Below are 19,286 nucleotides of genomic sequence, written 5' to 3' on the forward strand. Positions count from 1 at the left end.
GTGTGAGCGGACCCTAATTTGAGGCGGGTTGTTGGGACAGGGCCAGGCGCACATCGCGTTCGAAGCGCAGCTGGTTGCGGTTCTGTTCCAGGGCGGGCCCGGCGAGCACGAACACGTCTTCCACCCGATCGCCCAGCGTCATGACCTTGGCGGAGCGCAGGGTGACATCGTGCCGCTCGAAGACCTGGGCGAGACTGTACAACAAACCGCGCCGGTCCGTGGCGGTCAGCGTCAGGATCCAGTCCTCGCCCTTGTCGTCGGGGCGCAGGTCCACGGCAGGCTGGATCGGGAACACGCGCGCCCGTCGCGAACGGAAATCCCGGTAGTGGGACGGCGCCGGCCCCGCCTGCTCCTGTCCCTGCTGCAGGGCCAGGCTGAGCTCGGACTCGATGAGCAGCGGATCGCGTCGCGCCGCATGCTCGTAGGCCGGCAGCATGACGATGAAGCTGTCCAGGGCCCAGCCATGCCGCGTGGTGTAGATGCGGGCGTCCTGGATGCTCATGGCCTGGCTGTCGAAATAGCGTGAGATGCGCAGGAACAGGCCTTCCGAATCGGGCGTGTAGACCAGCACCTGGATGGCGTCGGTCTGGCCGGCCACGCGGATGCGCACGATGGGCTGCGGGCTGTGTGATTGATGGTAGAGCTGGATCGTGTGCCAGGCGATCTCGCCGGCGTCGTGACGCAGGAAATAATGGTCGTCCAGCCATTGCCAGAACTGCTCGCGGGCCTCGTCCAGCAGCCCCGCCAGGCGGATCTCGCCGGCGGCGTCGCGCTTGCGCTGCTCCAGCACGGACAGGCCGTCGCTGGCCTGGCCGCCCAGCGCGGCCAGCGTCAGGCGGTACAGGTCCTCCAGCAGCTTGCCCTTCCAGGAATTCCACACCGTGGGGCTGGTGGCGCGGATGTCGGCCACGGTCAGCAGATACAGCGCAGTCAGGCGGCGCTCCGTGCCCACGGCGCGCAGGAACTGGAAGATGACCTGCGGGTCGCTCAAATCCTTTTTCTGGGCCACCTGCGACATGGTCAGGTGGTCCCGTACCAGGAAGACCACCAGTTCGGTGTCGGTCGGGTTCAGGCCGTGGTCCTGGCAGAAGGCCAGGGCGTCCTGCGCGCCCAGCTCCGAATGGTTGCCGCCGCGCCCCTTGGCGATGTCGTGAAACAGGGCGGCGATGTACAGCAGCCAGTGGCGCTCGAAGCCGCTCATCAACTGGCTGGCCATGGACAGCTCTTCGCTGTGCTCGGCCATGGTGAAGCGGCGCAGGTTGCGGATCACCTTCAACGTGTGTTCGTCCACGGTGTAGGCGTGGAACAGGTCGTGCTGCATCTGGCCCACGATGCGCCGGAACACGGGCAGGTAGCGGGGCAGCAGGTTCAGCAGGTTCATCAGGCGCAGGGTGTGCACGATGCCGCGCGGCTGCTGCAGGATCTGCAGGAACAGGCGCCGGTTGCGCGGCTCGGCGCGAAAGTCCGCATCGATCAGGCGGCGCGCATGCCAGAGCGCGCGCAGCGTGCCCGCTTTCAGGCCGTGCAGGTCGGCGCGCGACTGCAGGTGCAGCATGGCCACGAACATCAGGGAGGGATCGCGCTGGAAGCCGTCGGGGCGGCGCAGCTCCAGTTGGCCGTGGTGGACCTGGAAGTCGTCGTCCAGCATGTGGGCCGGCTGATCGGGCTGGGGAAACAGGCGCTCCTCGATGCTTTGCATCAGGATCAGGTTGAGCGGGCTGACGGGCTTGGCCGCCCAGTAGTAGCGCTGCATCAGCGGTTCGCTGGCGCGCCGCGTGGCGGTGGGCTGGAAACCGTAGATCTCGGCCAGGCGCGGCTGCAGGTCGAACAGCAGACGGTCCTCGGCGCGGCCGGTCAGCAGGTGCAGTTCGATGCGCAGGCGCTTGAAGGCCTGGTCCACGCGGCTCAGGGCGCGCAGCTCGGCCTGGGTCAGCAGCCCCGAGCGGGCGATGTCGCGCCAGGTGCGTCCCAGGCCGGCGGCGCGCGCCATCCACAGCAGCACCTGCAGGTCGCGCAGGGCTCCGGGCGATTCCTTGCAGTTGGGCTCCAGCGCATAGGGCGTATCCTGCAGGCGGGCGTGGCGCTGCTGCTGTTCGGCCTGTTTGGCCAGGAAGAAGGCGCGCGGATCCAGCTGGCTCTGCAATTGGCGCTGCACGTGGCGCAGCAGCAGGCGCGAGCCCGACAGCCAGCGGCTCTCCAGCAGCGCGGTTTCCGTGGTGATGTCCTGCGCGGCCTGTTCCAGGCATTGCTGCGGCGTGACCACGGCATGGCTGGGGGCCAGGCCGATGTCCCACATGGCGGCCAGCAGGGCCTCGATGCGGGCAATGTCCCGGGCGTCGGGAGGGCGCTGCAGCAGGATCAGCAGATCCACGTCGGAGTGGGGGTAGAGCTCTCCGCGCCCGTAGCCGCCCAGCGCGGCCAGGCAAGCCTGTTCGGGCAGCGGATGAAGGGCGAGCAGTTCACGCAGGCCCTGGTCGCAGATGCGGCGCAGGGCCTTGAGCAGCACGTCGGGCTGCAGGTGTTGCCGATAGCGCCGGCAGGCGTTGGCCCGGCGGCGGGCGATCGTGTCGCGCAGCGAGGCCAGGGCCGGGCCGGGCATGGGATCAGGCCTTGATGAAAGCCGGCGGCGCAGGCATGCCGGGCGAGACGGTCAGCACTTCGTAGCCGGTGTCGGTGACCAGAACGGCGTGCTCCCACTGCGCCGACAGGCTGTGGTCGCGGGTCACCACGGTCCATTGGTCCGCCAGGGTGCGCAGCTCGCGGCGACCGGCGTTGATCATGGGTTCGATGGTGAAGATCATGCCGGCCTCCAGCTTGACGCCGGTGCCGGGCTTGCCGTAGTGCAGCACTTGCGGATCCTGGTGGAACTTGCGGCCCACGCCGTGCCCGCAATATTCGCGCACCACCGAGAAGCCCTGGCTTTCGGCATGCTTCTGGATGGCGTGGCCGATGTCGCCCAGCGTGGCGCCCGGCTTGACCTGGTCTATGCCCAGCCACATGCATTCGTAGGTGGTCTCGGTCAGGCGACGGGCCAGGATGCTGGGTTCGCCAATATAGAACATGCGGCTGGTGTCCCCGAACCAGCCGTCCTGGATGATGGTCACGTCGATGTTCAGGATGTCGCCGTTCTTGAGGACCTTGTCGCCGGGAATGCCGTGGCAGATGACGTGGTTCACGGAGGTGCAGATGGATCCGGGGAAGGGCGGGTAGCCGGGCGGCGCGTAACCCACGGTGGCGGACTTCACCTGCAGTTCGTTGATGCGTTCCATGCACAGTCTGTCCAGTTCGGCGGTGGTGACGCCGGCTTTGACAAAGGGGGTCAGGTAGTCGAGGATCGAAGCTGCCGTCCGGCAGGCTGCCCGCATTTTGTCGAGGTCGGAAGGGTCTGTGACGAGAATACTCATAGCAACTTGAACAGGTCTGTTGAAAAATAGTAGAATTATAGGCTTTCGTGAATTTTGCGGCAGTGCAAACCCTTCTTTACGGGGGCGTGGTGCCGGCAAAAGAAGTGAAATTTGGCGGGAGAGCCTTGCGCCTTATCCTTCTAGGATACACCCGGTGCGTGCCTGGCGTCTGTTTTGCCCTTTCATGAAAGCAACGGGCCGGACACTGGCGGTCGCCAAGCGCATGTCGCTTTGCGCGGTCGCGGGCCCGTATGTCCAATGCGCCAGTCCCGTCTTGGGCGGCGTTCCTAAATGTAGCTGTAAATCGCGTGACCGTCCGTCTCGGGGTGTCTGGAATGCAGGCGAGCCTGCGGCCCTTACCGGATACCGGGCGGTTACAAGACCAAACCCTTGGAGAAAATCATGTCTTTGATGCGTGAAATGCTGGAAGCCGGTGTGCACTTTGGCCACCAAACCCGTTACTGGAACCCCAAGATGTCGCAGTACATCTTCGGCCAGCGTAACAACATCCATATCATCAACCTGGAAAAGACGGTTGCTCAGTACGAAGAAGCCGTGAAGTTCGTGCGCCAGCTGGCCGCCCGCGGTGGCAACATCCTGTTCGTCGGCACCAAGCGCGCCGCCCGTGAACTGGTCGCCGCCGAAGCCGAGCGCTGCGGCATGCCTTACGTCGACAGCCGCTGGCTGGGCGGCATGATGACCAACTTCAAGACGGTCAAGACCTCCATCAAGCGCCTGAAGGACATGGAAGCTCAGCTGGCCGAAGGCCGCACCGAAGGCATGAGCAAGAAAGAAGCCCTGATGTTCGAGCGCGAGCTGGAAAAGCTGAACAAATCCATCGGCGGCATCAAGGACATGAACAACCTGCCTGACGCCCTGTTCGTGATCGACGTCGGCTACCACAAGATCGCCGTGGCCGAAGCCCGCACCCTGGGCATCCCCGTGGTGGCCGTGGTCGACACCAACCACTCCCCGGAAGGCCTGGACTACGTGATCCCCGGCAACGATGACTCCGCCAAGGCCATCGCCCTGTACGCCCGCGGCATCGCCGACGCCGTGCTGGCCGGCCGCGAGCAGAACCTGAACGGTCTGGTTGAAGAAATCGCTGCCGACGAGGAATTCGTCGAAGTCGACGCCGACTCCCAGGAGTAATCGGCTCGAAGCCATCGGCCATGCGCAAAGCTGTCATGGCCGATGGCTACACTTGCATTTCGCACCGCCCCGGCGCGCCGGGGCACGTTCTACAGAATTGGAGAAAACCGTGGCTCAAATCACCGCATCGATGGTTAAGGAATTGCGCGAGAAAACCGACGCGCCCATGATGGAATGCAAAAAGGCGCTGACCGAAGCCGATGGCGACATGGCCCGCGCCGAAGAAATCCTGCGCGTGAAGCTGGGCAGCAAGGCCAGCAAGGCCGCCAGCCGCGTGACCGCTGAAGGTCTGGTGACGGTCTACATCGCCGACGACGCCAAGACCGGCGCCATCGTCGAAGTCAACTGCGAAACCGAATTCGTGGCCAAGAACGATGACTTCATCCAGTTCATCGATCAGGTCGCCCAGCTGGTTGCCAAGAACAATCACGCCGACCTGGCCGCCCTTGCTGAACTGCCGTTGGCCGACGGCACCGATGAAAGCGTGCGCGCCGCCCTGGTCGGCAAGATCGGCGAGAACATCTCCGTGCGCCGCTTCCAGCGCTACGAAACCGCCGGCCAGCTGGCCAGCTACATCCACAGCGGCAAGATCGGCGTTCTGGTCGACTTCACCGGCTCCGAGGAAGCGGGCAAGGACCTGGCCATGCACATCGCCGCCAGCCGCCCCAAGGCCCTGGATGCATCCGGCGAGGACGCGGCCGACATCCAAGCCGAGCGTTCCGTCGCCGCCCAGAAGGCTGCCGAGTCCGGCAAGCCTGCCGACATCGTCACCAAGATGGTGGACGGCGCCGTGGCCAAGTTCCTGAAGGAAGTCACGCTGCTGAACCAGCCTTTCGTCAAGAACGACAAGCAAAGCGTCCAGCAGATGCTGAACGAAAGCAAAGCGACCATCGCCGGCTTCACCCTGTATGTCGTGGGTGAAGGCATCGAGAAGCGCGTTGAAGACTTCGCCGCCGAGGTGGCTGCTGCCGCCGGTCAAGCTTAATCTGGCTTGAACTTGCAGGGCAGGCACCGTAGTGGCGGTGCCTGCCCTGCTGCTTTACACTCTCCCTGTCTTTCGTCACTTGGAACCCCAACCATGACCACCCCTCATTACAAACGCGTCCTGCTCAAGCTTTCCGGCGAAGCGCTGATGGGCGAGGACTCGTTCGGTATCAATCGCAGCACCATTCTTCGCATGACGGAAGAAATCGCTCAGGTCGCCCAGTTGGGCGTGCAGCTGGCGATCGTCATCGGAGGGGGCAATATTTTCCGGGGCATCGCTCCCGGCGCCCAGGGAATGGATCGCGCGACGGCCGACTACATGGGGATGATGGCCACTGTCATGAACGCACTGGCGCTGCAGGATGCGCTGAAGCACCGCGGCCTGGATGCCCGCGTGCAGTCGGCGCTGAACATCGAGCAGGTCGTGGAACCCTACATCCGTCCCAAGGCGCTGCGCTACCTGGAAGAGAACAAGGCCGTCATTTTCGCGGCCGGCACGGGCAATCCCTTCTTCACGACCGATACCGCCGCCGCGCTGCGCGGCGCCGAAGTGGGCGCGGAGATCGTGCTCAAGGCCACCAAGGTGGACGGCATCTACAGCGCCGACCCGAACAAGGATCCCGGCGCGACCCGCTATTCGCGCATCAGCTTCGACGAGGCCATCGTGCGTCGTCTGGAAGTGATGGACGCCACGGCCTTCGCCCTGTGCCGCGATCAGAAACTGCCCATCAAAGTGTTTTCCATCAACAAGCCCGGCGCCCTGACGCGCGCGGTCTCCGGCGAGGACGAGGGCACCCTGGTCCACGTTTAAAGTTATAGGAAATTAAGTCCATGAGTCTCTCCGAGATCAAATCAACGACCGACACCCGCATGGCCAAGTCCATCGAGTCCTTGAAGACCGGCCTGGCCAAGATCCGCACCGGCCGCGCCACCACGGGGCTGCTCGATCACGTCCAGGTGGAGTACTACGGCTCGCCCGTGCCCGTCAGCCAGGTGTCCAACATCACCGTCGTGGACGCGCGCACCCTGAATGTGCAGGTCTGGGAAAAAAACATGGCCGGCCCTATTGAAAAGGCCATCCGCGACAGCGACCTGGGCCTGAACCCCATTTCCATGGGCGACAGCATCCGCGTGCCCATGCCGGCCCTGACCGAAGAGCGCCGCCGCGACCTGGCCAAGGTCGTGCGCAGCGAAGGCGAGGACGCCAAGGTCGCCATCCGCAACCTGCGCCGCGACGCCAACGACACGCTCAAGAAGCAAGTCAAGGACAAGGAGATCTCCGAGGACGAGGAGCGCCGCGCCCAGGACGAAGTCCAGAAGCTGACCGATAAGTACGTCGCCGAGATCGACAAGCTGATCGCGCAGAAAGAAGCCGAGATCATGACGGTCTGATGACCGCACAACAGGTGGCTAGGTGATTCCATTCAGTTCTACTCAGCGTATCCCGACGCACAGTCAAGTCCCTGGTCACCTGGCCATTGTCATGGACGGCAATGGTCGATGGGCAACCCGCCGCATGCTCCCGCGTACGGCGGGCCACCTGCGCGGCGTCCAGGCCGTCCGACGCATCGTCGAGGCCTGTGGCGACCTGGGAGTGCGCTACCTGACCTTGTTCGCATTCAGTTCCGAGAACTGGCGCCGGCCTCCCGAGGAGGTCTCCATGCTGATGCGCCTGTTCGTGAAGATGCTCCAGAAGGAAGTGACGACGCTCAAGAAGAACGGCGTGCGCCTGCATGTGGTCGGCGAGCTGTCCGCCTTCAGCGACGAGCTGCGCGAGCTTATCGCCCGCGCCGAGGAACAGACTCGCGACAATGACCTCCTGCATCTGACCATTGCCGCCAATTACGGCGGCCGCTGGGACATACTGCAGGCGGCGCAGAAAACCATCGCGGCCAATCCCGAACTGGCTGCGCATCCGGAGAAACTGGACGAAGCCCTGTTCAGTCCGCATCTGGCAATGGCCTATGCGCCCGAACCGGATCTGTTCATCCGCACCGGCGGCGAGCGCCGCATCTCCAATTTCCTGATCTGGCAGATGGCCTACACGGAACTGTACTTCACCGATGTGTACTGGCCCGATTTCGGCCGCGCCGAGCTCGAGGAAGCGTTCGAATGGTATCGCGGACGGGAGCGGCGCTTTGGCCGCACCAGCGCTCAGGTGCTGGAATCCTCCGCCCCCTGAGGAGTACCCTTATGCTTAAACAGCGAGTCATTACCGCCATCGTGCTGCTGGTGATCCTCGGCGCCGCCATGCTGGCGCCGGTGCAATGGCCGCTGTTGGCCATCTTCGGATTGCTGGGCACGCTGGGCTGCTGGGAATGGCGGGGCCTGGGCCTGCCGGCTGACCAGCAGGGCGGGGCGTGGGCGGTCGCCTTGCTGACCGGAGCGCTGATCGCCTGGCTGAGCGTGTACTGGTACGTAGGCGGTCCGCAAGGGCAGGCCGCCGATCTGGTCTATCGGGGTCTGGTGCCCATCATGGTCGCCGTCTGGCTGGTGGGCGCAACCGGGCTGGTCCTGCAGGGCCAGGCCCAGCAGCGGGCCCAGACCTCGTTCCTGTGCGTGATGGGCGTGGCCGCTCCGCTGGCCGCCTGGGCTGCACTGTATCATCTGCTGCACGGCCGGGGCGTCGTTTACGTGCTGTCCGTGCTGGTGCTGATCTGGGTGGCCGACATTGCCGCCTATTTTGCCGGCCGCGCTTTCGGCAAGGCCAAGCTGGCGCCCAGGGTCAGCCCGGGCAAGACCTGGGCGGGCGCAATCGGGGGGATGGCCGCCGCCGCCGCCTGGATGTTGCTCAGCGCGGCGTGGCCGGGCACTTTCGGCGCGGACCTGGTCGCGCGCTGGGGCTGGACCGTCACGGCCGTGCTGGGGGTGCTGCTGGCCGCCATCTCCATCGTGGGCGACCTGTTCGAATCGCTGCTCAAGCGCCGCGCCGGCGTCAAGGACTCCAGCCAGTTGCTGCCCGGGCATGGCGGGGTCTATGATCGCATCGATGCCTTGCTGCCCGTAGCGCCGCTGGCCTTGCTTTTAGGTGGGGCGTGGCTGTCCTGATCCGGAAAGGATGCGGGGCGCCTGCGCCAAGGAAATACTCATGAACTTCCAGCATGTCTGCGTCCTTGGGGCCACGGGCTCCATCGGCGTCAGCACTTTAGATGTCATCGCCCGCCATCCGGACCGTATGGCCGTCCATGCCCTGACGGGCCACACCCGCATGGAGCAGTTGGCCGGGCAGGCCCATTCCAGCCGGGCGAAAGTGGTCGTGGTGCCCGACGCCGCCGCTCGCGAACGTTTTCTTGCCGCCTGGCCGGGCGGGGCGCCATTGCCCGAGATCCGCGTAGGCGCCCAGGCCCTGGCCGATACGGCGGCCGATCCCCAGGTCACGACCGTCATGGCGGCCATCATCGGTGCGGCCGGGCTGCCCTCGGCTCTGGCGGCGGCGCGGGCCGGCAAGCGCGTCCTGCTCGCCAACAAGGAAGCGTTGGTTGCGGCCGGCGGCATCTTCATGAAAGCGGTGCAGCAGGGCGGGGCGCAATTGCTGCCCATCGACTCCGAGCACAGCGCCATCTATCAATGTCTGGCGGGCGAGGCTCCGGCGCAGGCCGGCCAGGCCGTGGCGGGGTTGCGCCGCCTGCTCGTCACGGCCTCAGGCGGTCCGTTCCGCTCCCGGCCCCTGGCCGAGCTGGACGCCGTCACGCCGGAGCAGGCCTGCGCACATCCGAACTGGAGCATGGGCCGCAAGATCTCCGTCGATTCGGCCACCATGCTGAACAAAGGACTGGAAGTCATCGAGGCTCATTGGCTGTTCTGCGTGCCGGTGGAACAGATCGATGTCGTCATCCACCCCCAGAGCGTCATCCATTCCATGGTGGAGTTCATCGACGGTTCGGTCATGGCGCAACTGGGCCAGCCGGACATGCGCACGGCCATTGCCTATGGCCTGGGCTTCCCCGAGCGCCTGGCCAGCGGCGTGGGCCTGCTGGACCTGGCGACCCTAGGCCGGCTGGACTTCGAGCCTCCGGACCTGGTGCGCTTTCCCTGCCTGCGCCTGGCCTACGAGGCCTTGCGCAACAGCCAGGCGGCCTGCGTCACCTTGAATGCGGCCAATGAAATCGCCGTGGATCGCTTTCTGGGCGAGCAGATTCGTTATACTCAGATTCCGGACGTGATCGAACACTGTCTGGACAAACTCAATGGCCGCGCCGCCCAGTCACTGGACGCTCTGGATGCGGTGCTGGACCTGGACCGGGAGGCCCGGTCCCTGGCTCTGGATTACTGCCGCACGGCGCCGCGCGGCTGACGGGATCCCACATGCTGTACGCCTTGCTGGCCTTTCTGGTGACTCTGGGCGTGCTCGTGACTTTCCACGAGCTGGGCCACTACTGGGTCGCGCGCCGCTGCGGCGTGCGGGTCGAGCGCTTTTCGATCGGTTTCGGCAAGGTGCTTTACCGCCGCAAGGACAGGCATGGCACGGAGTGGGCGGTGTCGGCTCTGCCGCTGGGCGGTTATGTGGCGATGCAGAATGATCCGCCGCCCGGCACCACGCTGGAACAGGTACAGGAATCCTTCAATTGCAAGCCTTTGTGGCAGCGCGCCGCCGTCGTGCTTGCCGGGCCGCTGGCCAATCTGATCCTGGCCGTCATCATCTACGCGCTGGTGGGCGTGCTGGGCGCGCAGGAGCCGGCGCCCGTCATCGCCCGGCCGCAGGCCGGCACGCCGGCCGCCCCGGCCGGCTTCCAGGCAGGCGACCGCCTGATCGACATAGCCGGCCGCGAGGTCCGCTCCTGGAACGAGGCGCGCTGGGAATTCATGGAGGCCCTGTCCTCGGGCGGGACGCTGGCGGTGGGCGTGCTCGATGCGCAAGGCCAGGAGCGCGAGCGCAGCCTGTCGCTGCCGGCCGGCGAGATCACGCCCGACAATCGCGACCTGCTGGCGCAGGCAGGGCTGGCCCTGCTGCCGCCGCGCGCCGTAGTCCAGGAGGTGTACAAGGACAGCGCCGGCGAGCAGGCTGGCCTGCAGGAAAAAGACATCATCCTGGCGCTGGGTTCCAGGCAGGACCCGGACGTGGTGCAGTTCGTCGAACAGATTCAGCAGTCCGCCGGCCAGACGCTGGCGCTGGACGTGCTGCGCGCCGGGCAGATCCTGCACCTGTCCATCACGCCTCGGGCGCAGGCCGGCGAGGACGGCGAGGTGCTTGGGCGCATCGGCGCCCAGATAGGCCCCGATTTCGACATGGTGCATGTGCGCTACGGGCCCGTTGACAGCGTCCGGCGCGGCTTCGTGCGTACGGCCGAGACCTTCTGGTTCTCCCTGAAGATGATAGGGCGCATGATCACTGGCGAGGTATCCGTGCGCAATGTCAGCGGGCCGGTTACTATTGCAGACTATGCGGGTCAGACGGCGCGCATCGGCCTGATCGCCTACCTGAATTTTCTGGCGCTGATCAGCATCAGCATTGGATTGCTGAATTTATTGCCCGTGCCCATGCTGGACGGTGGGCATCTACTGTACTATGCCATCGAAGCCGTACGCGGCAAGCCCGCGTCGGAGCGCATGCTGATGATAGGCCAGCGTCTGGGCCTGAGCGCATTGGCGGTGCTGATGAGCATTGCATTTTTTAATGACATCACCCGCCTTTTCAGTTGACGGCGTGTGGCATACAATTTCCAACCATTTGACCGACCAAGGATTGTCCAGGATGTCGTTTAGCCGGAAACCCACTTTTGCGTTGCGTGTCTTGCCCGTGCTGGTGGCAAGTCTCCTTGCCCCCGCCCTGGCGAATGCATTTGCACCGTTTGTCGTGCGCGATATTCAAGTCAACGGCATCCAGCGGGTCGATCCCGGCGCCGTGTTCTCGTCCCTGCCCGTCAAGGTGGGCGAGTCCTTCTCCGAGGAACAGGCTGCCGACGCCATCCAGCGCCTGTACGCCACGGGCTTTTTCAGCGACGTCCAGATCGACACCAGCGGCAATGTGCTGATCGTCAACGTCAAGGAACGCCCGACCATCGCCTCGGTGTCCTTCAACGGCATGCGCGAGTTCGACTCCAAGAACATCATCACGTCCCTGGCCCAGGTCGGTTTTGGCGAAGGGCGCGTGTTCGACCGCTCCATGCTGGAGCGCGCGGAGTTCGAACTCAAGCAGCAATATCTGTCCAAAGGCAAGTACGGCGTGGAGATCACGCCCATCATCACGCCCCTGCCGCGCAACCGCGTGGGCGTGAGCTTCGACATCTTCGAAGGCGAACTGGCCAAGATCAAGGAAATCCGCGTGGTGGGCAACGAAGCCTTCTCGCAGAGCCGCCTGCTCGACGAGATGGAGCTGACCACCTCGGGCATGATGACCTGGTACACCGGCACCAACAAGTATTCCCGCGAGAAGCTGGAAGGCGACATGGAGCGCATCCGCTCCTTCTATCTGAACCGCGGCTACCTGGAGTATTCGGCCGAGCCGCCGCAGGTGTCCATCTCGCCGGACCGCAAGGACATCTTCATCACCCTGACCGTGCATGAAGGCCAGCCTTATACGCTCAGCAACGTGAAGCTGGCGGGAGACCTGCTGGGTCTGGACGACAAGATCCAGCCCCTGGTGCAGCAGAAGGCCGGCGAGGTCTTCTCCGCCGACAAGACCAACGCCACCGTCAAGGCCATCACGGAATACCTGGGCAGCCTGGGCTACGCCTTCGCCAACGTCAACCCCAATCCCGTGTTGGATCGCGAGGGGCATACGGCGGATCTGACCTTCTACGTGGATCCGGGCCGGCGCGTATACGTGCGCCGCATCGACATCGGCGGCAACACCCGCACGCGCGACGAAGTCATCCGCCGCGAAATGCGTCAGCAGGAAGCCGCCTGGTACGACTCGTCCAGCATCAAGTTCTCGCGCGACCGCGTCGACCGCCTGGGCTACTTCAATGAAGTGGACGTCAATACCAAGCCGGTGCCCGGCTCGCCCGACCAGGTGGACGTGAACGTGGACGTCAAGGAAAAGCCCACCGGGCTGATCAACCTGGGCGTGGGCTACGGCTCGACCGACAAGCTGATCCTTTCCGCCGGCCTGAGCCAGGACAATATCTTCGGCAGCGGCAACAGCCTGTCCCTGCAGGTCAATACCAGCAAGGTGAACCGCGCCGCCGTCATCAGCCACACCAATCCGTACTGGACGCGCGACGGCATCAGCAAGACCACTTCGATCTACTACCGCCGCACCACGCCTTACGAGGCCAACAACGCCTGGGGCGACTATCAGAACACCGCCATCGGTGCGGGCCTGAACTTCGGCGTGCCGATTTCCGAGTACGACCGCATCTTCATGGGCGTGAATTTCGAGCAGAACAAGCTCTCGCGCCTGAGCCCGCAGTACACGCCGCGCGCGTATCAGGATTACGTGGCCGAGTACGGCGAGCGCACCAACGCGTTCATCTTCAACCTGGGCTGGTCTAAGGACACCCGCGACAGCGCCATCGCTCCCAACAAGGGCAGCCTGACCAGCCTGTCGGGCGACCTGGGCACCATGGACCTGCGCTACTACATGCTGCGCGCCAGCCACCAGCACTACATCCCGCTGGGCCGCGCCTACACGCTGGCGCTGAACGGCGCCATCGACTGGGGTCGCGCCTATGGCAGCAAGTCCTATCCGGTCATCAAGAACGTGTATGGCGGGGGCATAGGCTCGGTGCGCGGCTACGAAGGCGCCTCGCTCGGTCCGCGCGATACGCTCACCGGCAACTACCTGGGTGGTTCGCGCCGCATGATCGCCAATGCCCAGTTGTATCTGCCATTCCCCGGCGCCACGCGGGATCGCACCCTGCGCTGGTTCTTGTTCGCCGACGCCGGCAAGGTGGACAACACCAGCGGCGGCTGCGCCATGGGCCGTCCCGACAGTCCTTCCACGGATCCTTGCGGCTGGAAGTACTCCGCCGGCCTGGGCCTGTCCTGGCAGTCGCCTCTGGGGCCGCTGCAGCTATCCTACGGCCGCGCCCTGCGCGCCAAGGAAGGCGATGACAAGCAGGCCTTCCAGTTCCAGATCGGCACGGCTTTCTGATGTTCGCGTTTAATGGCACAATTGCTCTATTCTGCAGCCTAATTAGCAAGGTAGATTTTTCATGAAGTCAAACATCGCAATGAAACTCACAACTATCGCCCGCGGCCTGACCCGTGGCAATAAAGCGCTCGTTCTGGCTGCCGCACTGGGTGTCAGCGCCATGACAGCCGCTCCTGTTGTTCAGGCTCAGACCAAGATCGGTTTCGTCAGCACCGAGCGCATCCTGCGCGATTCCAAACCCGCCAAGGCTGCCCAGACCAAGATCGAAGCGGAATTCAAGCGCCGCGACGAAGAATTGGAAAAGCTGGCGAACAACCTGCGCGCCCAGGCACAGAAATTCGACAAGGACGCTCCCGTGCTGTCCGAGTCCGACCGCGTCAAGCGCCAGCGCCAGCTGGCCGACCTGGATTCGGACCTGCAGCGCAAGCGTCGCGAATTCCAGGAAGACTTCAACCGTCGCCGCAACGAAGAGTTCTCGGCCATCGTCGAAAAAGCGGATGCCGCCATCAAGAGCATCGCCGATTCCCAAGGCTACGATCTCATCATCCAGGATGCCGTCACCGTCAGCCCTCGCGTGGACATCACCGAAGAAGTCCTGAAAGCACTGGGCGGTTGATGAACCATGCCGGTATTGCTGAGCGCCGAACAGGCGGTGTCCCTGCCTGAGCTGGTACAGGAAATCAACAAGACCGGACTGGATTGCAAGCTGCCTCAGGGCGCCCAAGAGCCTATGCCCCGCATCCGGGGCCTAGGCTCTTTGCTTTCTGCGGGCTCGCAGGAAATTAGCTTTCTGTCCAATCCCAAGCTGCACGAGCTGCTGTCCCGAACACAGGCCGCGGCGGTCATCCTGACCCCGGAGGTTCATGCCGCGCTGGATTTCGAGCCGGCTTTCGCGCCTGTGCTCTGTCCCCAGCCTTATCTGATGTATGCGCTGCTGGCGCAGCGCTTCGACCAGGTGCGCCTGTCCGGACTGCCCAAGGGCATACATCCCAGCGCCGTCGTCGACCCTTCCGCTGAAATCGGGGAAGGCGCGGCCATCGGGCCCTTCTGCGTGGTCGAAGCCGGCGCGCGCATCGGCCGCGGTTCGCGGCTGGGAGCCCACTGCGTCATCGGCGCGGGCTCCACGCTTGGCCAGGATTGCCTGTTGCATGCCCGCGTCACCCTCTATCATGGCGTGCACGTGGGCGATCGCGCCATCCTGCATTCCGGCGTGGTGCTGGGCGCGGACGGCTTCGGTTTCGCGCCGGACCCCGTCAAGGGCGACGGAGCCTGGGCCAAGATCGCGCAGATCGGCCAGGTCCGGATCGGCAACGATGTCGAAATCGGCGCCAATACCACGGTGGACCGCGGAGCCCTGGACGATACCGTGATCGGGAACGGCGTCAAGCTGGACAATCAGATCATGATCGCCCACAACGTGCACGTGGGCGAGCACACCGCCATGGCCGCCTGCGTGGGCGTGGCCGGTTCCACGCAGATCGGGGCGCGCTGCACCATCGCCGGCGCAGCCATGCTATCCGGCCACATCCGCCTGGCGGACGACGTGCACGTATCCGGGGGCACCGCCATCACGTCCAGCATCACCGAACCCGGCCGCTACACCGGGGTCTATCCTTTTGCGCCGCACCAGGACTGGCAGAAGAATGCCGCCGTCCTGGGGCAATTGGGCGGCCTGCGCCGCCGCCTGCGCTCGCTGGAGCGCCAGGCGGACGAAGGGGCCGATTCATCTCGTAACACACATAACCAGAACTAAGCAGGACAAGAAAAAATGGAACTCGACATTCGACAAATCATGGATCGCCTACCACATCGCTACCCGATGCTGCTGGTCGATCGCGTGCTGGAAATGGTGCCGGGCAAGAGTATCGTGGCCATCAAGAATGTGTCGATGAACGAGCCTTTCTTCACGGGCCATTTTCCGCATCACCCCGTGATGCCGGGCGTGCTGATCATCGAAGCCATGGCCCAGGCCGCTGCGCTGTTCTCCTTCACCGACCCCGAAGACCCCTACGCAAAAGTGGACAACAAGCTGGCCTACTACCTGGTGGGCGTGGATGGCGCGCGCTTTCGCAAGCCCGTGCTGCCCGGCGATCAGTTGCGCCTGGAAGTCGAGGCCGACCGCATCAGCCGGGCCTTGTGCAAGTACACGGGGCGCGCCCTGGTGGACGGCCAGGTCGTGGCCGAGGCCAAGCTCATGTGCGCCATCCGTCAACTGGAAGAGTAATTTATGCGTATCCATGAAACGGCCATCATCGAAGCGGGGGCGACCCTGGCCGATGATGTCGAAGTCGGCGCCTACAGCATCATTGGGGCCAACGTCACGATAGGGGCGGGCACCAAGGTGGGCCCGCACTGCGTGATCGACGGCCACACCACCATAGGCCGCGACAATCATTTCTACCGTTTCTGCTCCATCGGCGGCATGCCCCAGGACAAGAAGTATGCCGGCGAACCCACCCGCCTGGAGATCGGGGACGGCAATACCGTCCGGGAATACGTCACCATCAATACCGGCACGGTGCAGGACGTGGGCGTGACCCGCGTCGGCAGCGACAACTGGATCATGGCTTACGTGCACATCGCGCACGATTGCCAGGTGGGAGACCATACCATCATCGCCAACAGCGTGCAGCTGGCCGGGCATATCCACATCGGCGACTGGGCCATCCTGGGCGGCCTGACCGCGGTGCACCAGTTCGTGCGCATCGGCGCGCACAGCATGATAGGCGGCACCAGTTCGGTACGCCAGGACATCCCTCCCTACGTCATCGGCGCGGGCGATCCCTTCCGGCCTGTCGGCATCAACAGCGAAGGCCTGGGCCGGCGCGGCTTCACGCCCGACTCCATCGCCGCCGTCAAGGAATGCTACAAGCTGCTCTATCGGCGCAAGCTCACCATCGAGCAGGCGGCCGAGGAAATGCAGCAGTTGCAGCAGGCCCAGCCTGACAGCGCCGCCGCCATCCAGATCATGGTGGACTTCCTGAACGCCTCCAGCCGGGGCATCTCCCGACCATGACCATGCCTCAAGGTGCAGGCCGGCCGGGCGCGGGCTTGCGCAGCCCGGGTTTGTCGGGCCTGACCGTCGGCATGGTGGCGGGCGAGCCGTCGGGCGACCTGCTGGCGGCCCGCATCATCCAGGGCCTGCGCCAGAGCGACGCACAGCTCCTGGTGGAAGGCATAGGCGGTCCCGAAATGGCCGTCGAGCAATTCCGCCAGCACTACCCCATGGATGCCCTGACGGTCTTCGGCTATGTGGAGGCGCTCAAGCGCATTCCCGGCCTGGTGTCCACCTACCTGGGCATGCGCAATCATTGGCTGCGCCATCGCCCTGACGTCTTCGTGGGCATAGACGCGCCCGATTTCAATCTGCGCCTGGAGCAGCGGCTGCGCCAGGCGGGTGTGCCTACCGTGCATTTCGTCGGCCCGTCCATCTGGGCCTGGCGCTACGAACGCATCCACAAGATCCGCGAAGCGGTCTCGCACATGCTGGTGCTGTTTCCCTTCGAGACCGAGATCTACGAAAAGGAAGGCATTCCCGTCACTTACGTAGGCCATCCGCTGGCCGCCAATATTCCCTTGCAGCCCGACAAGCAGGATGCGCGTCGCCGCCTGGGCCTGCAAGGGCAGGGCTGCGTGCTGGGCGTGTTGCCGGGCAGCCGTTCCTCGGAGGTGCGTCTGCTGGCGCCCCGTTTTCTCAGGACTGTTCAACTGCTGCAGCGGCAGGACCCGGACCTGACCGTTCTGGTGCCCATGGTCAATGCCCGGCGCCGCCGGGAGTTCGAGCAGGCGCTGGCGCAGTGCCCGGTGCGCAATCTGCACGTGATCGACGGCGATACGCCCGGCGTGCGCGCGCCTGACGCTCAGGGCGTGGTGCGCCCGGCGGCCTGGAGCGTCATGGAAGCCAGCGATGCGGTGCTGGTGGCCAGCGGCACGGCCAGCCTGGAGACGGCGCTGTACAAGCGCCCCATGGTCATCTCCTATGTGCTGACGCCGATGATGGAGCGCATCATACGCTGGAAGTCGGGTCAGGATCGTCCCTATGTTCCGTGGGTGGGTCTGCCCAATGTGCTGGCCCGGGACTTCGTGGTGCCGGAACTGCTCCAGGAAGACGCCGAGCCCGAAAAGCTGGCGCGCGAATGCTGGAAGGCGCTCACGGACCAGGACTACGTCAGACATATCGAACAGGTCTTCACCCAGATGCATCTGCAGTTGCGCCGCGACACGCCGGCCCTGGCGGCAGACGTCATCCTGAAGCTGGCGCGCGAACATGCAGGTTGAATTGTTTGCCTTAGATCCGGCAGCCGGCCTGGTCGCGGGCCTGGACGAGGCCGGCCGGGGGCCGTTGGCCGGTCCGGTATTCGCCGCCGCCGTGATCCTGGATCCGGCCAGGCCCATTGCCGGCCTGAATGACTCCAAGAAGCTGACCGCGCGCCGCCGCGAAGAGCTGGCGGCCCGGATCAAGGAGCGCGCCCTGGCCTGGGAGATCGCCAGCGCCAGCGTTGCCGAGATCGACGACATCAATATCCTGCAGGCCGCCATGCTGGCCATGCGGCGCGCCTGCAATGCGCTGGCTGCAAGGCCCGACCAGGCCCTGGTCGACGGCAACCGGGTCCCGGCAGGGCTGTGCTGTCCCGCCATCGCCCTGGTCAAGGGAGACGCCACCCAGCCGGCCATCTCGGCCGCGTCCATCCTGGCCAAAACGGCGCGCGACGCGTACTGCATGGAGCTGCACGCCCGCTTTCCACAGTATGGTTTCGACCAGCACAAAGGCTACGGCACCGCGCTGCACCTGGAGCGCCTGGCCCTGCACGGCGCCTGTGAAGAACACCGCCGCAGTTTTGCGCCGGTGCGCCAAACCCTGTTAGGTAATTCCCATGAGGTTGATTGAATCCAAGGACAACGCCCTGTTCAAGCGCGTGCAGCGCCTGGCGCATGACAGGCGCGAAGTGGACGGCGCCGAACAACTGGTGTGGCTGGAAGGCATACATTTATGCCAGATGTGGCTGGAGCACCGCGGCCTGCCGGAGCTGGCGGTCTTCGAACTGGATCGGCACAGCGACGAGTTGCTGGAGCTGGCGCGTTTCCTGCCCGGCCGCGCCTGCGTGACCTTCAGTGCATCGCTGATGAATGCGGTGTCCCAGGTGGGGCAGGGGCAGGGCGTGGGTTTCGTGGTGCGCGTGCCGCGCGCCACGCAGTGGACCGCGCCGAGCGGGCGCGCCTTGTTGCTGGACCAGGTACAGGATCCCGGCAATGTGGGCACCGTGCTGCGCACGGCCGTGGCCGTGGGCCTGGAGGCCGTCTACCTGACGCCGGGCTGTGCCAGCGTGTGGTCCCAGAAGGTGCTGCGCAGCGCCCAGGGGGCCCATTTCTCCATCCAGCTGCACGAGCAGGTGGACGGCGCTGACCTGCTGGTCAAGGCCGGGCTGCCGGTGCTGGTGACGTCGCTGGAGCAGGGCGCCACGGACCTGTACGAGACCGCCTTGCCCGATGCCGGCGTCTGGGTCTTCGGCAACGAAGGCCAGGGCGTCAGTCCGGCCCTGGCGGCGCTGGCCAGCCAGCGCCTGTTCATTCCTCAGGCCCCTGGCGTCGAGTCTCTGAACGTGGCCATCGCCACGGCCCTGTGTCTGTACGAGCAACGGCGCCAGCACCGCGCCTGAGGCTGGCGCCCGTTCGGCAATCGCTCCGGCTTGTCCATGACAAGCAGGCAGGGA

18 protein-coding genes are annotated in these 19,286 nt (G+C 64.9%); 16 read left to right on the forward strand and 2 right to left on the reverse strand.

Features of this window, described 5'->3' with window-relative positions; genetic code table 11:
* Positions 1 to 13: 13 nt before the first annotated feature.
* Positions 14 to 2,599, reverse strand: a complete 2,586-nt coding sequence (locus tag ACWPWO_RS17510) for a [protein-PII] uridylyltransferase (protein WP_454007675.1) — start codon at positions 2,597 to 2,599, stop codon at positions 14 to 16.
* Between the two features lie 4 nt (positions 2,600 to 2,603).
* Positions 2,604 to 3,404: a type I methionyl aminopeptidase gene (gene map / locus ACWPWO_RS17515; protein ID WP_454007676.1), complete on the reverse strand. Its 801-nt coding sequence runs from the start codon at positions 3,402 to 3,404 to the stop codon at positions 2,604 to 2,606.
* A 402-nt stretch (positions 3,405 to 3,806) separates the two neighbouring features.
* On the opposite strand from map, the gene rpsB reads away from it, so the two are divergent.
* The 16 genes from rpsB to ACWPWO_RS17595 all read left to right on the forward strand — a co-directional run bounded on the left by rpsB (position 3,807) and on the right by ACWPWO_RS17595 (position 19,232).
* Complete coding sequence (gene rpsB / locus ACWPWO_RS17520; protein WP_394059860.1) at positions 3,807 to 4,556, forward strand: 30S ribosomal protein S2; 750 nt, start codon at positions 3,807 to 3,809, stop codon at positions 4,554 to 4,556.
* A gap of 109 nt (positions 4,557 to 4,665) precedes the next feature.
* Positions 4,666 to 5,541, forward strand: a complete 876-nt coding sequence (gene tsf, locus ACWPWO_RS17525; RefSeq protein ID WP_454007677.1) for a translation elongation factor Ts — start codon at positions 4,666 to 4,668, stop codon at positions 5,539 to 5,541.
* Positions 5,542 to 5,634: 93 nt separating this feature from the next.
* Positions 5,635 to 6,351, forward strand: a complete 717-nt coding sequence (gene pyrH / locus ACWPWO_RS17530) for a UMP kinase (protein WP_454007678.1) — start codon at positions 5,635 to 5,637, stop codon at positions 6,349 to 6,351.
* Positions 6,352 to 6,371: 20 nt separating this feature from the next.
* Positions 6,372 to 6,932 (forward strand): ribosome recycling factor, encoded by a 561-nt coding sequence (gene frr, locus ACWPWO_RS17535; RefSeq protein ID WP_394059856.1) that lies wholly within the window; start codon positions 6,372 to 6,374, stop codon positions 6,930 to 6,932.
* A gap of 25 nt (positions 6,933 to 6,957) precedes the next feature.
* The gene (gene uppS / locus ACWPWO_RS17540; protein ID WP_454007817.1) at positions 6,958 to 7,722 is read left to right on the forward strand and encodes a polyprenyl diphosphate synthase; all 765 of its coding nucleotides are present in this window, start codon (positions 6,958 to 6,960) and stop codon (positions 7,720 to 7,722) included.
* A gap of 11 nt (positions 7,723 to 7,733) precedes the next feature.
* On the forward strand, positions 7,734 to 8,588 hold the full coding sequence (locus ACWPWO_RS17545) for a phosphatidate cytidylyltransferase (RefSeq protein WP_454007679.1): 855 nt from the start codon (positions 7,734 to 7,736) through the stop codon (positions 8,586 to 8,588).
* Positions 8,589 to 8,628: 40 nt separating this feature from the next.
* Positions 8,629 to 9,834, forward strand: a complete 1,206-nt coding sequence (locus ACWPWO_RS17550) for a 1-deoxy-D-xylulose-5-phosphate reductoisomerase (RefSeq protein WP_454007680.1) — start codon at positions 8,629 to 8,631, stop codon at positions 9,832 to 9,834.
* 11 nt (positions 9,835 to 9,845) lie between these two features.
* Positions 9,846 to 11,180, forward strand: a complete 1,335-nt coding sequence (rseP, locus tag ACWPWO_RS17555; protein ID WP_454007681.1) for an RIP metalloprotease RseP — start codon at positions 9,846 to 9,848, stop codon at positions 11,178 to 11,180.
* A gap of 52 nt (positions 11,181 to 11,232) precedes the next feature.
* Positions 11,233 to 13,575, forward strand: a complete 2,343-nt coding sequence (gene bamA, locus ACWPWO_RS17560; RefSeq protein WP_454007682.1) for an outer membrane protein assembly factor BamA — start codon at positions 11,233 to 11,235, stop codon at positions 13,573 to 13,575.
* A 61-nt stretch (positions 13,576 to 13,636) separates the two neighbouring features.
* Positions 13,637 to 14,191, forward strand: coding sequence for an OmpH family outer membrane protein (locus ACWPWO_RS17565; protein ID WP_394059851.1), 555 nt, complete (start codon positions 13,637 to 13,639; stop codon positions 14,189 to 14,191).
* A gap of 6 nt (positions 14,192 to 14,197) precedes the next feature.
* A complete protein-coding gene (gene lpxD / locus ACWPWO_RS17570) occupies positions 14,198 to 15,328 on the forward strand; it encodes a UDP-3-O-(3-hydroxymyristoyl)glucosamine N-acyltransferase (RefSeq protein WP_454007683.1) in 1,131 nt (376 codons plus the stop codon).
* A 15-nt stretch (positions 15,329 to 15,343) separates the two neighbouring features.
* Positions 15,344 to 15,799: a 3-hydroxyacyl-ACP dehydratase FabZ gene (fabZ, locus tag ACWPWO_RS17575; RefSeq protein WP_394059849.1), complete on the forward strand. Its 456-nt coding sequence runs from the start codon at positions 15,344 to 15,346 to the stop codon at positions 15,797 to 15,799.
* Between the two features lie 3 nt (positions 15,800 to 15,802).
* Positions 15,803 to 16,591: an acyl-ACP--UDP-N-acetylglucosamine O-acyltransferase gene (gene lpxA / locus ACWPWO_RS17580; protein WP_454007684.1), complete on the forward strand. Its 789-nt coding sequence runs from the start codon at positions 15,803 to 15,805 to the stop codon at positions 16,589 to 16,591.
* 2 nt (positions 16,592 to 16,593) lie between these two features.
* Entirely contained in the window at positions 16,594 to 17,853 is a 1,260-nt protein-coding gene (gene lpxB / locus ACWPWO_RS17585) for a lipid-A-disaccharide synthase (RefSeq protein WP_454007818.1), read from the forward strand.
* Positions 17,843 to 18,463 (forward strand): ribonuclease HII, encoded by a 621-nt coding sequence (gene rnhB / locus ACWPWO_RS17590; protein ID WP_454007685.1) that lies wholly within the window; start codon positions 17,843 to 17,845, stop codon positions 18,461 to 18,463. The genes lpxB and rnhB overlap by 11 nt, the downstream gene beginning before the upstream one ends.
* A complete protein-coding gene (locus ACWPWO_RS17595) occupies positions 18,450 to 19,232 on the forward strand; it encodes a TrmH family RNA methyltransferase (protein WP_454007686.1) in 783 nt (260 codons plus the stop codon). The genes rnhB and ACWPWO_RS17595 overlap by 14 nt, the downstream gene beginning before the upstream one ends.
* The last annotated feature ends 54 nt before the right edge of the window (positions 19,233 to 19,286 follow it).

The organism is Alcaligenes sp. Marseille-Q7550 (genome assembly GCF_965112015.1).

Excerpts from the sequence above, each read along its gene's own strand:
- ACWPWO_RS17510 (WP_454007675.1), bottom strand. The coding sequence starts at position 2,599 with ATGCCCGGCCCGGCCCTGGCCTCGCTGCGCGACACGATCGCCCGCCGC.
- map (WP_454007676.1), bottom strand. The coding sequence starts at position 3,404 with ATGAGTATTCTCGTCACAGACCCTTCCGACCTCGACAAAATGCGGGCA.
- rpsB (WP_394059860.1), top strand. The coding sequence starts at position 3,807 with ATGTCTTTGATGCGTGAAATGCTGGAAGCCGGTGTGCACTTTGGCCAC.
- pyrH (WP_454007678.1), top strand. The coding sequence starts at position 5,635 with ATGACCACCCCTCATTACAAACGCGTCCTGCTCAAGCTTTCCGGCGAA.
- frr (WP_394059856.1), top strand. The coding sequence starts at position 6,372 with ATGAGTCTCTCCGAGATCAAATCAACGACCGACACCCGCATGGCCAAG.
- ACWPWO_RS17545 (WP_454007679.1), top strand. The coding sequence starts at position 7,734 with ATGCTTAAACAGCGAGTCATTACCGCCATCGTGCTGCTGGTGATCCTC.
- ACWPWO_RS17550 (WP_454007680.1), top strand. The coding sequence starts at position 8,629 with ATGAACTTCCAGCATGTCTGCGTCCTTGGGGCCACGGGCTCCATCGGC.
- rseP (WP_454007681.1), top strand. The coding sequence starts at position 9,846 with ATGCTGTACGCCTTGCTGGCCTTTCTGGTGACTCTGGGCGTGCTCGTG.
- bamA (WP_454007682.1), top strand. The coding sequence starts at position 11,233 with ATGTCGTTTAGCCGGAAACCCACTTTTGCGTTGCGTGTCTTGCCCGTG.
- ACWPWO_RS17565 (WP_394059851.1), top strand. The coding sequence starts at position 13,637 with ATGAAGTCAAACATCGCAATGAAACTCACAACTATCGCCCGCGGCCTG.
- lpxD (WP_454007683.1), top strand. The coding sequence starts at position 14,198 with ATGCCGGTATTGCTGAGCGCCGAACAGGCGGTGTCCCTGCCTGAGCTG.
- fabZ (WP_394059849.1), top strand. The coding sequence starts at position 15,344 with ATGGAACTCGACATTCGACAAATCATGGATCGCCTACCACATCGCTAC.
- lpxA (WP_454007684.1), top strand. The coding sequence starts at position 15,803 with ATGCGTATCCATGAAACGGCCATCATCGAAGCGGGGGCGACCCTGGCC.
- lpxB (WP_454007818.1), top strand. The coding sequence starts at position 16,594 with ATGCCTCAAGGTGCAGGCCGGCCGGGCGCGGGCTTGCGCAGCCCGGGT.
- rnhB (WP_454007685.1), top strand. The coding sequence starts at position 17,843 with ATGCAGGTTGAATTGTTTGCCTTAGATCCGGCAGCCGGCCTGGTCGCG.
- ACWPWO_RS17595 (WP_454007686.1), top strand. The coding sequence starts at position 18,450 with ATGAGGTTGATTGAATCCAAGGACAACGCCCTGTTCAAGCGCGTGCAG.